General features: G+C 31.8%; 13 protein-coding genes. 8 read left to right on the top strand and 5 right to left on the bottom strand.

Annotation, left to right across the window (positions count from 1 at the left end; translation table 11 throughout):
• The coding region (locus Q0C16_RS07165) for an IS200/IS605 family accessory protein TnpB-related protein (RefSeq protein WP_292320831.1) at positions 1-748 on the top strand (748 nt) is incomplete at its 5' end.
• Here the strand turns inward: Q0C16_RS07165 and Q0C16_RS07160 are convergent.
• Positions 718-1,254 carry a TrmO family methyltransferase gene (locus tag Q0C16_RS07160; protein WP_292320830.1) on the bottom strand — a complete coding sequence of 179 codons (537 nt, stop codon included), beginning with the start codon at positions 1,252-1,254 and terminating at the stop codon, positions 718-720. The genes Q0C16_RS07165 and Q0C16_RS07160 overlap by 31 nt on opposite strands.
• Positions 1,255-1,544: 290 nt before the next feature.
• Positions 1,545-3,506 carry an acetate--CoA ligase gene (locus tag Q0C16_RS07155; protein WP_292320828.1) on the bottom strand — a complete coding sequence of 654 codons (1,962 nt, stop codon included), beginning with the start codon at positions 3,504-3,506 and terminating at the stop codon, positions 1,545-1,547.
• A gap of 176 nt (positions 3,507-3,682) precedes the next feature.
• Here Q0C16_RS07155 and Q0C16_RS07150 point away from each other — a divergent pair, with 176 nt between their 5' ends.
• The 5 genes from Q0C16_RS07150 to dnaG all read left to right on the top strand — a co-directional run bounded on the left by Q0C16_RS07150 (position 3,683) and on the right by dnaG (position 9,158).
• On the top strand, positions 3,683-4,642 hold the full coding sequence (locus Q0C16_RS07150) for an ROK family protein (RefSeq protein WP_292320826.1): 960 nt from the start codon (positions 3,683-3,685) through the stop codon (positions 4,640-4,642).
• Between the two features lie 75 nt (positions 4,643-4,717).
• Positions 4,718-5,350: a hypothetical protein gene (locus tag Q0C16_RS07145; RefSeq protein WP_292320823.1), complete on the top strand. Its 633-nt coding sequence runs from the start codon at positions 4,718-4,720 to the stop codon at positions 5,348-5,350.
• Complete coding sequence (locus tag Q0C16_RS07140; protein ID WP_292320821.1) at positions 5,335-6,591, top strand: UbiD family decarboxylase; 1,257 nt, start codon at positions 5,335-5,337, stop codon at positions 6,589-6,591. Before Q0C16_RS07145 ends, Q0C16_RS07140 begins: the two co-directional genes overlap by 16 nt.
• A 59-nt stretch (positions 6,592-6,650) precedes the next feature.
• Positions 6,651-7,727, top strand: coding sequence for a tyrosine--tRNA ligase (locus Q0C16_RS07135; RefSeq protein ID WP_292320819.1), 1,077 nt, complete (start codon positions 6,651-6,653; stop codon positions 7,725-7,727).
• Between the two features lie 138 nt (positions 7,728-7,865).
• Positions 7,866-9,158, top strand: a complete 1,293-nt coding sequence (dnaG, locus tag Q0C16_RS07130) for a DNA primase DnaG (RefSeq protein ID WP_292320817.1) — start codon at positions 7,866-7,868, stop codon at positions 9,156-9,158.
• Here the strand turns inward: dnaG and Q0C16_RS07125 are convergent.
• Positions 9,150-11,546 (bottom strand): DNA-directed DNA polymerase, encoded by a 2,397-nt coding sequence (locus Q0C16_RS07125; protein WP_292320815.1) that lies wholly within the window; start codon positions 11,544-11,546, stop codon positions 9,150-9,152. The genes dnaG and Q0C16_RS07125 overlap by 9 nt on opposite strands.
• A gap of 191 nt (positions 11,547-11,737) precedes the next feature.
• Between Q0C16_RS07125 and Q0C16_RS07120 the strand changes: the two genes are divergently transcribed.
• Complete coding sequence (locus tag Q0C16_RS07120) at positions 11,738-12,955, top strand: radical SAM protein (RefSeq protein ID WP_292320813.1); 1,218 nt, start codon at positions 11,738-11,740, stop codon at positions 12,953-12,955.
• An 18-nt stretch (positions 12,956-12,973) separates the two neighbouring features.
• Here the strand turns inward: Q0C16_RS07120 and Q0C16_RS07115 are convergent, their stop codons facing one another.
• The gene (locus tag Q0C16_RS07115; RefSeq protein WP_292320811.1) at positions 12,974-13,441 is read right to left on the bottom strand and encodes a hypothetical protein; all 468 of its coding nucleotides are present in this window, start codon (positions 13,439-13,441) and stop codon (positions 12,974-12,976) included.
• 13 nt (positions 13,442-13,454) lie between these two features.
• Complete coding sequence (locus Q0C16_RS07110; protein WP_292320809.1) at positions 13,455-13,952, bottom strand: DUF2299 domain-containing protein; 498 nt, start codon at positions 13,950-13,952, stop codon at positions 13,455-13,457.
• Between the two features lie 134 nt (positions 13,953-14,086).
• Between Q0C16_RS07110 and mtnA the strand changes: the two genes are divergently transcribed.
• Complete coding sequence (gene mtnA / locus Q0C16_RS07105) at positions 14,087-15,181, top strand: S-methyl-5-thioribose-1-phosphate isomerase (RefSeq protein ID WP_292320808.1); 1,095 nt, start codon at positions 14,087-14,089, stop codon at positions 15,179-15,181.
• Positions 15,182-15,231: the final 50 nt, after the last annotated feature.

Raw genomic sequence — 15,231 nt, 5'->3', positions numbered from 1 at the left:
TCATCCTAGGAACTTGAGGGAGTATGCAAACTTGAGGATGAAAGAGGCTAGGTTAATGGTTAAGAATGGGAAGGCTTTCCTAAAAGTGGTTTTTGAGAAAGAGGAAGAAGAGAATGTAGAGCCAAAGGAAAGTATTGCTGTTGATATTAATATGAATGAGGTTGTTGTAGGAAAGGACGATATTAATTATATTAGGATTCCAACTCGTTTGAACGAGGCTCATCACTGGAAGTCATTGGCTGAAAGTCTACAAAAGAAATACCCAAAGAGGTGGAGGGACAACAAGAGAATCCTTCACAGGATTCATTATTTCCACCTAAAGGCTAGGAGAGTTATGGAGGATTTCGCTAGGAAAGTGGGGAAGTGGGTTGTTGAGGTTGCAAGAATTATGGGTGCCAACGTCATTAAGCTCGAGAACCTAAGGAACCTCATTAAGAATGTAGATAAGCTACCTAAGGAGTTTAGGGATAAACTTTATCTGATGCAATACCGTCATTTGCAGTACTGGATTTCTTGGCAGGTTAGGAAACAAGGTATTCTAATTCAATACGTTAATCCAAAGTACTCTTCTGTTTCATGCCCTAAGTGTGGTAAAAAGATGGTTGAAGTTGGTTATCGTTGGTTTAAATGTACTTCTTGTGGTTATGAGAATGATCGTGACGTTATTGCAATCATGAATCTTAATAGGAGGGGGTCTCTGACCCTCTCGGCTGCCCCTCAAATGAAAGATGTAAATCCGAATCGATGAGGGGAACCCTCGCCCTTCAGGGCAGGGAGGAAGTCAGTCCAAATTCTCTTATACCAATCAGGTGTTTCTATTTTTTCTTTAGGGATCCTTTCTACGGTAAAAGGTCTTATATCTAATATTGGAGTTCCATTAAACATATCAAGGTTATCTACTTCTAGGATGTTATCTTTTATTCCCATTAACTTTAATATGCTTACTATGAGCAAATTAGGCCTATCTGGAGAACCTGATGCAAATACCCCGACTTCAGGTGTTTTTATATTATAGAGCCTTTCTATTTTTCTAAATTTGACCTTTAATGTTGCTTGAGAATTTTCTCTTGCCTTATCTGCATATCCAATAACTAAAAGATGGGAAAATCCATCTAAACAGCAAATTCCATCCTTATATTTATCATATATAAGTATTTTCCCTCTAACTCCGTTAAAAGAGTTTCTAATTTCATCATCACTAAAATCTGTTAAAACTTCGCCAATAGGTTTTAATAAAATTTGTTTATTAGGCAAATTTAATATCAGCCCTAATTATTAATGAACTATAGGGTTAAAATTTTTATTCTTTAAATTAGTAAAGAGAAATTAAATACTATTCAATTTCAGATTATATTACTTATTAATAATAAATAATGAAAAAACAATAAAATAAATTGCTTTAAGACAAAAGTTTAAATTTGTATTAAACTTTGAGATTGTCTATATGAGGTATCGAATTGTCTAAAATGAAGATTGATAAATAGAAATAATAGAAAAGATAAATCTAATTATAAATTTAAAAGTAAAACAATTAATTTATACATTCATTTTATTTCTTTCTTGAATTCTTCAACTGCTTTTTTAATTTCTTCAACTGAAGCTTCATCTTCCAGAGTAGATATGTCTCCCATTGGTTGATCTAAATAAACTGCTCTAATTACCCTCCTCATAATTTTTCCACTTCTTGTTTTTGGCAAGGCTTTAACTATTTCAATTCCTTTAAATACCGCTATAGGTCCGAATGTTTTCTTGGCATGTTCGATAAGTTCGTTTTTGAGTTCTTCGCTGGGTTTATATCCTTCCTTTAGTATGACAAATCCCATTGCAACTTCTCCCCTTACTGGATCAGGTACTCCAACGACTGCAGCTTCTGCAACAGCAGGATGGGATACTAACGCGCTTTCGAGCTCAAATGTACCAATTCTATGAGCTGATATCTTTATTACATCATCGGCTCTTCCCATAAACCATATGTAGCCATGTTCATCAATAGTTGCAGCATCTCCTGTATATATCATCCCTTTAAGGTTTGGATTCGCTTCCCAATATGATTTCCAATATCTATCTTGATCTTTCCATAACTCTGAAGTAAATCCTGGAAACGGATGTTTTATAACAAGCACACCTTTTTCACCAGGTTTTACTGGTTTCCCAGTATTTTCATCGACGACTTCTCCAATAATACCGGGTAATGGTATACCTGCACTACCAATCTTTATGGGTAACATCTTAATTCCATAAGTGTTTCCTACTATTGGTCCTGCAGTTTCAGTTTGCCAATAATGATCTATAACGGGTACTCTGTTTTCAAACACATCATACATCAACCATTTTAATGGTGTTGGATTTAATGGCTCTCCTGCGCTAAACACTACTTCTAAGCTTGATAAATCATGCTTTTTGGCATAGTCTGTTCCATATTTCATCAAAAGTCTAATTGCTGTAGGTGAAAACCAGACCTTAGTTACTTTATTTCTTTCTATAACTTCCCACCACATATCAGGCTTTGGGTAATCAGGAACTCCATCATATAATATGCTTGGTATACCAAATATTGGAACACCCCAAACCATATAGCTGATCCCTGCTTGCCATCCAACATCACTTGTTATAAACCAAGTATCGGTTGGCTTTAAATCATAGATCCAACGGGCCATGGTTACAACATGGTTTTGGAAACTTCCATGCTTATGTACAACAGGTTTTGGTTTTGCCGTAGTGCCTGATGTAGGAGTGATAAAGACTGGCTCATTGGATTCCATCCATTCTACTTCACTTGATCCGCTTTTAGAAAAGTCTAAAAATTCTTCCCAATAGATATCTCTCCCTTTTTCCATATTTACATCTTGATTAAAATATCCTGATTTTAGTACAACAACTTTTTTAACCTTAGTCTTCACCAACTTTAATGAATCATCAACAACTTGCTTTAAATTAGATACTTTTCCTCTTCTTAAATTATAATCTTGTACAAATATCCATTCAGCTTCAACTCCATCTATTCTATCAGCTAAAGCTTTTGCAGAAAAACCAGCATAAACGCTTGAATGTATTGCCCCGATTCTTGCAGCTGCATGTAGTATTGCAACCGATTCTGGCCTTGTAGGCATATATGTTAAAACTCTATCGCCTTTCTTAACTCCCATACCTCTCATTGCCGAAGCATATTTATCTACAATGTTCTTATATTGAGCAAAAGTATAAGTTTTTGAAACTCCTATTTCAGGGTTTTCATATATGTAAACTGCTTTATTTCCATAACCCTTTTCTATTTGGAAATCAATATGACTGTATTCGGTATTTGTAATCCCTCCAATAAACCACTTATACGGTTCTCCATTTTTACCCCATTCAAATGTTTTATCCCATGTTTTTTTCCAATAAATGTATTTCATGTTTTCTATAGCAATTTTTTCCCAAAAGCTTATTGGATCTTTTTTAGCTAATTCTGTTAAATATTTAACATACGGAGGAATCAAAACTAATTCTCCCATTCCTTCTGACATATAGTTCACCTATACCACTTTTTTTCCACCAATATGTATTCTTTTTTGAATACTTAAGCTTTAATTTTCAAATGTATATATTAAAAATATTTAATATACTAATAATTTTAAATAATTAGAAAATTTTGCAAATCTATTTATAATGGGTATTTAACTTATTAATAAAAGGGGAACGCATGAACATAATAGCCGTTGATATTGGGGCTACAAATTTAAGAGTCGCATTGTTTAAAGATAATAAAAAAACTAAAGAACTTAAAATACAAACACCTAAGGATAATCCTAGTTTTCTTTCAAAATCTATTATAAACATGATTTATGAGCTTTCTCCTGATAGAGATTTTAATTCAATAGGAATTGGATCTATAGGTCCATTAGATTTAAAAAAAGGCATTATAGAATTAGCGCCAAATCTTGGACTTAAAAATATCCCTTTAAAAGATCCTATATATGAAGAATTTAGAAAGGAAGTATATATAGCAAATGACGCAATGGCAGCAGTATGGGCTGAAAAAACTCTTGGTGATGGAAAAGACAAAGATGACTTAGCATACATTACTATGAGTTCTGGTATAGGAGTAGGGGCAATAGTTGATGGTAATTTAATGGTTGGAAGAAGAGGAAATGCTCATGAGCTAGGACACGCAGTTGTAAAATTCGATTCCAATTTTATATGCGGATGCGGTAGATTAGGTCATTGGGAAGCATATGCAGGAGGAAAAAATATACCTAAAGTAGCTTATGAGATGGCAAAGGAATGGAAAGGAGAAAAAACTCAAGGATATAATTTGGCTATTAATGGTGATTTAACACCGGAGAAACTCTACGATCTTGCTAGGAAAAATGATGAGTTTTCGAAATCATTAGTTGACTTATTAAATATTGTTCATGCTGCTGGTATATCAACTTTAATAGCCGCATACGATCCAGAAGTCATTTATATTGGAGGTAGCATTTATTTATATAATGAAGACTTAATAAAGCCATACTTATTGAAATACATACCAAAATATAGCGCTCTTGGAGTACCTGAAATTAAAATGTGTAGTTTTGGTGATGATCAAGTATTATATGGTGCGGCGAGCATAGCAATTAATCCACCTATAACTATTAAAAAGTTTAATATTTTAAAATAAAGTTCACTTTCATTCTTAACGCATTTTTATATAAAGATTAATTAACTTCTTATATTATTTAATTAATTAAGTGTATTGAGGTGGAACGGTTCGGCTAAAGTAATAGTTTGCTTAAGGGCTGACTATAATGCAATAAAAACAATAAAGAATAAGAAAGACATTTTAGAAAAACAAGGTATAATAATTTTAAATGATTATATAGATACTAAACCAGATGTTATTATATCTCCATTAAAAAACACTCCAGAATATGAAATTTATCATGATAATATTAAAAATCTTAACAATGTTATATACGAGGACGATCCGGATATAGCTTTGTTTAAAGCTATTGCATATCCTAAATTAGACTTTTCTCACATATTGATTGGAATAGATCCAGGAAGATTATGTGGATATATAATAATGGGAGATGGAATTGTTATAAATTCGGGGAAAATAGATTGCAATAAAATAGGAAACGTGATCAAAGAAGAATTAAATAAAATACCCTACAAAAGCAAGGAAGTTATATTAGGTACTGGTGAAGGGTGGACTACAGCTGGAGTTTCATTGATAAATAATGGTCTGCCCTATAAAATGATTAGAGAAGATGAAGTAGCAAAATTTATGCCAAAAACACCTATCTTCAAAATATTTAAGGATAAAGATGTAAGATCTGCAATGGCTATTGCACTAAGAGGGAGCAGAAATTGGATGGATCATTGACTAAATTCATTGATAAAATAGGCGGCGAGTATTCTGGAAAATTGTCAAGGGACTATGAGGTTTCTAGGTTATTAAAATCTAAACAAGGAACCGAAAAAATTCAAGTATTTAATGTTGATGATATAAGTCAAATAAGTTCAGGGAATGTTGTTGATTCAAAAAGAAAAATTTTAGAATCCTTGTCTGTAAATACTTTAGAAGATGCATACAATAAGCTATTAGACTCCTTTTCGCGAGAAGGGAAAATGGTAAAGGTTGGAGAACCAAAACTAAAAGAAGGAAACTTAAAAGATTTGCCTTTTGTTAAATTCTATGAAAAAGATGGAGGTTATTATTTAACAAGTTCATTAATAATAGCATGCTATAAAAATATATGCAATGCAAGTATACATAGGATAATGATGCTAAACGATAAAGAAGCTGCAGTTAGAATAGTTCCAAGACACCTATATTATCTATATAAAGAGGCATTAAAAAATAATGAGATTCTTCCTGTTTCTGTTATTATAGGAATTCATCCAGCTATCATTTTAGCCGCATCAAGTTCCCCACAGCTAGGATATTTTGAATTAAATGCAGCAGCGAATATACTTGGTAACCTTGAGATATACAATTCGCCTATACATAAAAACCCTATACCATTAGGTGCAGCAGCAATTATAGAAGGTTTCATAACAGAAAAACAGGTAGATGAAGGTCCTTTTGTTGAGGCTATGGGGGGTTATGATAAAATAAGAAAACAACCAGTTCTAAAAGCAGAAAAGGTTTATCTTAATTCAGATGAGACCACTCATGTAATTTTACCCGGTGGGTATGAACATGCTATGCTTATGGGATTTCCAAGGGAGGCAAGCATATACAATGCAGTATCTAAGGTTGTTCCGAAAGTTCACGGAGTTCATTTAACATTAAACAGCGGAGGCTGGTTGCATGCAATCATTTCCATAGATAAAAATCATGATGGTGATTCAAAAAATGCAATTTTAGCCGCTTTTTCTGCTCATCCAAGCCTTAAGCATGTAATTGTTGTTGATCCTGATGTTAATATATATGACATAAATGATGTTGAATGGGCCATTGCAACAAGATTTCAGGCAGATAGAGATTTAATAATAATAAATAATGCAAGAGGATCAACCCTTGATCCTAGCGCTAAAGATGGTCTTACATCTAAAATAGGGATAGATGCAACTAAGCCATTAAATGCAGGATTTGAATATGAAAGAGCAAAAATACCTTAAAAATTTTTATATTGAAAACATTAAAATTAGAAATGATAAGATGTGAGGTGGAAAAATTATTGGATACAAATGAGAAACTCGAGCTGATTAAAAAAAATTTGGTAGAGATTATAACTGAAAAAGAATTAATGGAGAAAATAGAACATGGAGATAAAATTAAAGGTTATTTAGGTTTTGAACCAAGTGGTTTAGCTCATTTAGGTTGGCTAATATGGATGAACAAAGTAAAAGACTTGATAAATGCAGGAGTAGAGTTTAATTTATTAGAAGCAACATGGCATGCAATGATAAATGATAAATTAGGAGGCAATATGGATCTAATTAGAAAGGCGGCAAGGTTAACTAGAGAGGTAATGAAAGCTTTAGATATACCTACCGAAAAGATAAATTTCGTAGATGCAGAAGAAATGGCCCAAGATAAAGATTATTGGGCCCTAGTTATTAAAGTTATGAAGATGACAAGTCTAGCTAGAATGAAGAGAGCCTTAACAATAATGGGAAGGAGCATGGATGAGGCAGATTTAGATACTTCAAAGCTAATTTATCCAGCGATGCAAGTTAGTGATATAATTTACATGGATTTAGATATAGCATTGGGTGGTTTAGATCAAAGGAAAGCGCATATTTTGGCAAGGGAAGTGTCTGAAAAAATAAATGTTAAAAAGCCGATTGCTCTGCACACGCCAATACTAACAAGCCTTGATGGAGGAGAAAGAATGAGCTTTGGAGAAATAGATGAGCAAGCAGCAAGCCATAAAATGTCAAAGTCGAAACCAAACACAGCTATATTTGTAAATGATAGCGAAAATAATATAAAAGAAAAAATATTAAATGCTTATTGTCCTCCAAAGCAAGCTGAGTTTAATCCTATATTAGAAATAAACAAATATCTCTTATTTGCAAGAGAAAACTTTAAGTTAGTTCTAGAAAGACCTGAAAAATACGGCGGAACAGTTGTTTTTGAAAGCTATGAAGAATTGGAAAATGCTTATGTTGATGGAAAAGTTCATCCGATGGACTTAAAAAATGCAACAATAAATTCCTTAATAGAAATGCTGAGGCCTGTAAGGAAAATATTTGAAAAAGAAGAAACCAAGGAGTTAGCTAAAGAAATCTTGAAGGGGATTACTAGGTAATTTTTTAATTAAAATTTTTAATAAATTTATATGCTCTGACAAAAACGTCAATATTTAGAGAAGGGCGAGAGCCTAATTAATGAGGTATGCCAGATATAAACAATTTCGGTATACCTCTCAATAAAAAGGGTGTAAGAATTGAAGTATTTAATTAAAGCTTCATTCGAGGTTGATGGTAGAGTAGATAAACATGATGTAATAGGGGCTGTATTTGGCCAAACAGAGGGTCTATTAGGCAGTGATTTCAATTTGGAACAACTACAAAACAAAGACAAAATAGGAAGAGTTCACATAGATATGAAATACCAAGGGACAAAATCTGTTGGAATATTGCAAATACCTAGCAATTTAGATAGGGTTGAAACTGTTTTACTCGCAGCTATGATAGAAAGTGTAGACAGAGTTGGACCATATAATTCAAGAATTAACATAGATGATATTCAAGATTTAAGAATAGAAAAATTACAAAAGATAGTCGAAAGAGCAAGACAGCTTTTGCAAAGGGTTAAAGAACAAGAACCTGATATAAAGGAAATTTTAAGACAAATTTCTCAAAAGCCCGAAGTACAGCCAAAAGTGATAGAAATAGGAGAAGAGAAATTACCAGCTGGACCAGATGTAGAGAAAGCTGATACGATTATCATAGTTGAAGGTAGAGCTGATGTCATAAACTTAATGAAGTATGGATATACTAATACAGTAGCATTAGAAGGTGCAAGAGAAAAAGTTCCAAAAACAATAGTCGAATTAGCTAAAAACAAAAAAGTTATAGCGTTTGTTGATGGAGATAGAGGAGGAGATTTAATTCTCAAAAATTTATTGGATCAAGTACATGTCGATTATGTAGCCAGGGCACCAAAAGGGATGGAAGTTGAACAATTAACAGGAAAAGAGATAGCAAGATCCTTGTCGCAAATGATGCCAGCAGAGGCGGTTAAACAACAATTATTAAGCATAAAGGAAACAAAAGAAGAAGCAGAAGCAGCCCATGAACAGACTTTGCCAGAAGTTCAAACAGCAGAAGAAAAAGCAGAAGAAAAGAAAGAAGAAATTGCTCAGGAAGTCTCTAATCAACAAGTTTTACAAGAAATTGCAAAGGGAGAACAAAAGTCAGAATCTATTTCTCAATTAGTAGTTCCAAAGCAAGTCATAGATAACATCAAAAACATTAAAGGTACCTTAGAAGCAATAATTTATGACAGAGACTGGAAGGAAATAACAAGGATAAAGGTTAGAGATTTGTTTACATGGCTTGATACAGCTCAACCGAATTCTGCTTATGCAATAATATTTGACGGAATTATCACCCAAAGAATATTAGATTTAGCAGGAGACAAAGGAATAGTTCTATTAATTGGAGCAAGGATGGGTAGCAAAATATCATCCAAAAGAGGAGATGTTAAGTTTGCTACCTTTAGTGATTTAACTTGAATCCAAAAAATCAAAGAGAGAAGGTTGCTTTGAACCAACCTTCAAATCTTTTTCTGTTATTCCGAAATAGCTAAGGATTCTTAATGCAGAAGGTATTATTTGTTTATCTATGTAATAATTTGTATCTATATCGGATTCCTTCACCATAAAATAAGGTCTAGCTTTTTTAGAAATAGATCCAGGACCTTTTATTATTACGAACCCTATTTTACTACCAGCTGTAACCTTATAACCATATTTTTCCATTAATTTTGCTGCATATGCATGGGGGGTCTCAGCTTCATATTGTTCGATTTCTTTGGTCAAAGTTTTCCATATAATTAATTTATCAAGGACTATTTTTCCATTTTTAAGATCTTCTATCACTGCTTTAACATACTCTATCGCTTTTTTTGGATTTCCTGTCTTTAATATTAGTTCAGCAATATTTGATTGGACTTCTTTTGCCAATTCGCTCCAATCCCCTCTTACAGCCTCAAATCCAACTATGTCTATTTTACCATCTTCTAATAATCCGGCATATCTTTTCTTAGCTTCGGTGAAAAAGACTCTTTTATAAATTTTGTCTATCTTTATATCAAATTCCAAAACTTTAGTTATCCAGTTTATTACTTGTTCTATTTTTTCTTTGTTATTGTCAACAAATATGCTATCAGTGTCTCCATAATATACTTTTAATCCTATTGATTTTGCAAAATTTATCGATTGTGATATAAGATCCCTTCCCCATGCAGTTATTGCTTCTGCACAGCTCCTGCAATACCATCTAGCAGCCCCCCATCCTAGGTAGCCATAACTAGCATTGGCTAATACTTTAATAGCTTTTTGTCTTTCATTTAATAAATTGTATTCAGAACTTCCTTCTTTATATAATTTCATGGCTTTCTTAATTTCACTTCTCCATTTTAGAAATCTTTCTAAAACTAGTCTCATAAAAGCTGGATTATCAGCACAAAATTCATGATTAACTTCAGGAGCTTTATTTCTTACTTTACATGCATCTCCATCTTTTAACAGAGTGTCAGGACCCACATTGTATTTAACCATAATGCTCGGATACATACTTGCAAAATCAAGCACTGCTACATTTTCATGTATTCCAGGTTCTGGTTTTAACACTACTGCTCCTGTATATGATTCTATATTTCTTTCTATTCTATTTGGCATAAGTTCGCTTTTTTTCTTTGCTTCTCTCATAAGTCTTGCTTCGAGTCTAAATGCTACGCTTGCAGCAACAACTTGATCCATAGGTAGTCCGCTTATAATGCTTAATTGTGCTCCAAAGGGCAAGAATTTGTATGCTAATCCTAGAGTTGATTCTACATCATCTATAGAATATTGTTTTAATGTATTTCTTTTTTCTATATCATCCCAATACTGTGCTATTAGCCACCAATCTATGTTAACTCTTTTATCTTTGGGTTTTACACCTAAGTAGTCTGCAACCTCATCGAGTGATTTCACTTTGATTTCTTGTAGTTCTTCAGCGAAATCGTAAAGATCAACATTTAATCTTCCTTGTATAGAATAATGACCGAATACGCTTGGGTTTGGTACAGAATCAACTTTTCTACCAACATCTAATTTTATTTTATATAATTTAGACCTTTCTATTAAATATGGCCAATCAAATTTGTTTTGATTATAGCCTATAATAATATCTGGATCTTCTTTTCTAATCAATTCTATGAATTTGTGTATGATTTCACTATCATCATGACCTTTTGCTTCTAATAATATTGTATCATTATTATCATTAAATTTTATACTTATTAAAATTATGGGATCTTTAGAAGGGTCAGGAGTTCTTTGCGGATTATAAACTTCTATATCAAACGCCATAATTTTTAATCCATCTAATGGATTAACATTTACTCTGTTTTCATCTTCAGTAATTTCTCCATTAATTTCATACATCTCATCAACTCTATAGTTAGTTTTTTTCTCCAAAGGTTTTACATTTACTTTATACCACCTCATGGGATACAGATTTTTATCTAACGTATATCTAAATGAAAACCTTATATCTGCCTCTAAGGCATCTTTAACTCCTTCAATACTTGAAAGAGTTTCTCTATATTCTCTAACACTTTCAGGTATGGTTGTTGTTACTTTGATAGCCTTTGCAGGTCTACCTATATAGCTCATATTTACTTCTTCAATATTAATTATCGGGCTTTTTGTCTTTGATCTGCTTAATATTTCTTGTTTAATTTTCTCTGAATTAGAATCCTTGTCAAGCAATAAATAGAAATAAGGCCTAAATGTTGTGTCTATTAGCAACACTTTTTTATTATTTAAATCCCTTCCCCATAAATTAATAATTGGCGTATTATTGACTATCTCATAGCTTACATCTAGGAGCTGAAAATTCAATGTACTTTCCATACTAGTGCCCCACTATTATTTAGTGTTCTAAAATCCTTAAGCAGTAATGCTACTTTTCAATGTTTTTTTAAAATTAATTTTAAAATTTATTATTGTGTCGAATAAAGAACTAATTAAGTTAACAAAATATATATTCCTTTTCAATGTTAACTTTATATGTTTTGTTTTTTATATATTGATTTGGGATAAATTTGATAACAGAACGTATACTAAAATATATTTTTGGTAATTACGATTGGCATCTAAACAACGATTTAAGAGAAAAACCAGAAGAGTGCAAAGAGTGCAAAGCTTTGTATATACATGTTCCTTTTTGTAGTTCTTTGTGTCCATTTTGCATTTTTCATAGCATGTTATATAGAAAGAATTTAGTAAAGGATTATTTTGCTTCTTTAAAAAAGGAAATAACAAATTATATTGAAAATAATTATAATTTTGATTCTATATATATTGGCGGTGGAACACCAACATTAACAACATATGAAGTATGCGATTTAATAGATTATATTAAACAATACCTTAATATAAAAGATGTATCGATTGAAGGTTCTATATATGATATTAATGAAGAGAAAATAGATATGCTTAAAAACGTTGGCATAACAAGACTCTCTTTAGGGATAGAGTCTTTTCAATCAGCAACTCAAAAAGATATAGGAAGACCTCAATTGGACGATGAAGAAATTATGAATAAAATAGAAATCGCCTCTTCTATAAGTACATTAAATGTTGATATTTTGTTTAATTTGCCTCATCAAACAATTAAAGATTTAGGATATGAAATCAATAGGGCCAAAGAATCAAAAGCCAATCAAATTACTTTTTACCCTATAATGCCATCTATAAGGAATAGCGAGTTGTTTAAAGAACCAGATGAAAGGAACGAAAGACCATTTTATTATTATATATTAAAGAGCTTTTTAAATTCAGATTTTATACAATCAAATGCATGGACATTTACAAAAAATCACGATTCCATAACTGACGAATACATAGTAGATCATCCATTTTTTGCTGGCATTGGTACTGGTGCAATGAGTTATATAAATGGAAAATATTATGTTAACTCATTTGATATTAATAAATATGAAAAAATGATATATAATAATAACATGCCAGTTGTGCTAAGCAAAAAATTGTCATTAAGAGAACAAGTTTATCTTGAGTTCATTTACAAGTTTTATTCTCTAGAATTTAATAAAAAGATCTTTGAAGAATTATTTGGCATTGATATAGAAAATTATATGAGAAATGAATTATCATTACTAGCTTTTATAAAAGCAATTAAATATGAGAACGACAAAATAGTTTTAACAGATTATGGAAAATATATAGCCAATTTAATCATGAAAAATTTCTACATTAATATATCCAAAATAAGGAAATATTGCTTAGAAAACAACTTATAAAGTGCGTTAATTATGGAATCAATATTTTATTCCTCTTGCTGCTATTTTATATTTACCTCCTGTTCTCCAACTGAATTTTTCTGGATATACCATACCTCCTGCCAACATGTTGAGTCCTTCTATTTCGTTTCCATCAAATATTTCTGCCCATGCTTTAATTAGGTCTAAATCATTTAATTCTTTGGGTTTATCGTTTTCTTCTGAAATAAATGATAGACCTACGTCTACATGTACTCTGCTTATTGGGACTATAGGATCGCAAGCGTAAACCAGAACGAGTCCTCCATAAACAGTTGCATACCATAATATTTTTTCAATTTTATTTAAATTGTAGTTGTTTATATCCCAAGATTTTAAGCCATCAATAATATCTGAAATAGCATTTTCAACATTTTTATTTGCATTCCAAGGTGCATCTACTATAGGCGCTGCTATGTAAAAACAATTTGATTTTGCAAGGATTCCAGCAGGATTAAGTAAATTCAAATCAATCACTCTTTCAAATGTGCATCATTGTTTGCTCTCCTTGTTTGAAAGATCCTCCCAACTTAACTGTAAAATGAGTAACGATTAAACCATATGAATTTGAAAGTAGTCTAACAGAATCAGTTATTTCACTAGCGCTAATTTTATCGCTATATATGATTTTTGTTACTATTATGTTGTCTGGATTAATTAAATCTGGTTGAATAATTATTACACATGTTGGGCAAATAAAATATAAACTCTTTAAGAGCTCTCCTATCATTGAAGCTTTTTCTTGTTCAGATAGTTTAATTATTTTTTCCTTATGCTGATCAGCTATTTTAACACCCATTGTACATGCTAATTTTTCAGTTTTTCCTTTAGGTCTTTGTATTGATATAGAAACTCTAAATGGCGCAGTAACCATGGCATTTATAGCCCATTCTATTGGTGCTTCTTTTGGAATTGGTATTTCCGAAACTTCAAGATTTTCTTCTTTAAGCCATCTTATTATTTCTTCTTTAAGACTCACTTAATACACCCATTATTAGTTTAAAAATAATTTTAAAATACTTTTCTTTTTCATAAATCATATATATTAATTCCAATTTAATAATTATAGTTTAAAAAGTACAAATATACATAAATAAAATATAAGGTGAAAGCATGGAGGATATAAGGAAGGAATTAGATAAATTAGAGCAATACCTAAAAATAAAACCTCTTTATTGGGATTTTGATAAAAACGAATTTTTATGGATAGATACAAGACTTTTACCATGGAAAGAACTATATAGAAATACAAAGGATTTTAGAAGAGTTGCACAAGCAATAAAAGAAATGGAAATAAGAGGGGCTCCAGCTATTGGTGTTTCAGCCGCATACGGCATGTCTTTAGCACTAAAGTACAGTAATGCTAATAAACCTGAAGATTTATTAAATTATGCAAAAGAAGCATATAATGTTTTAGCTTCAACAAGGCCAACTGCATACAATTTGTTTTGGGCATTGAATAGATTATGGAATGTAATTTTGAAGAGCTCAGAAAAGAATGATGTAGAATTTATGAAAGAAGAAACGTTAAATGAAGCGCATAAAATTTATATTGAAGATATAAAGAATAATATTGAAATGGGTAAGCATGGCTCTAAAATAATAGACAACAATTTTAGAATAATTACTCATTGTAATACCGGGGCATTGGCAACTGCTGGTTTTGGCACAGCTTTGGGAGTTATAAGATACGCATTTTATGAAGGTAAAAATATTCACGTATATGCTGATGAGACAAGACCATTGCTTCAGGGTGCAAGATTAACTATATGGGAATTGAAAAAAGAAGGAATACCTTCTACTTTAATTGTTGATGGGGCGTCTGGTTTATTATTTAGTAAAAATATGGCTGATTTAGCAATAGTTGGTGCCGATAGAATTACTTTAACTGGGCATGTTGCAAATAAAATAGGTACATTTAACTTGGCACTCGCGGCTAATTATCACAAGAAGCCTTTCTATGTAGCTGCTCCGACTAGTACTGTCCAGCCTACGGAAAATCCGAATGACATTGTAATAGAGGAAAGATCACCAAACGAAGTTCTAAACATTATGGGCCAGTTAACTATAGCTGTTGATGGAACTCACGCATTCAATCCTGCTTTTGATATAACGCCTCCAGAGCTAATAGAGGGTATTATAACCGAAAAAGGTATAGTTAAAAAGCCATATTTAAATAATTTCAAAGCAATTATGTATAGTTATTAGATTATAGATAAATAAATATGGGTCTAATAAAAAAGTTTTTTTATTTTATA

It is taken from the genome of Caldisphaera sp. (assembly GCF_023256325.1).
Taxonomy (GTDB): domain Archaea; phylum Thermoproteota; class Thermoprotei_A; order Sulfolobales; family Acidilobaceae; genus Caldisphaera.
Note: the sequence above shows the minus strand (reverse complement) of the source record. Positions and strands in the feature narration are given on the sequence as shown.

Coding starts and splice junctions, on each gene's coding strand:
- Q0C16_RS07155 (WP_292320828.1), bottom strand. CDS start 3,506: ATGTCAGAAGGAATGGGAGAATTAGTTTTGATTCCTCCGTATGTTAAA.
- Q0C16_RS07150 (WP_292320826.1), top strand. CDS start 3,683: ATGAACATAATAGCCGTTGATATTGGGGCTACAAATTTAAGAGTCGCA.
- Q0C16_RS07125 (WP_292320815.1), bottom strand. CDS start 11,546: ATGGAAAGTACATTGAATTTTCAGCTCCTAGATGTAAGCTATGAGATA.
- mtnA (WP_292320808.1), top strand. CDS start 14,087: ATGGAGGATATAAGGAAGGAATTAGATAAATTAGAGCAATACCTAAAA.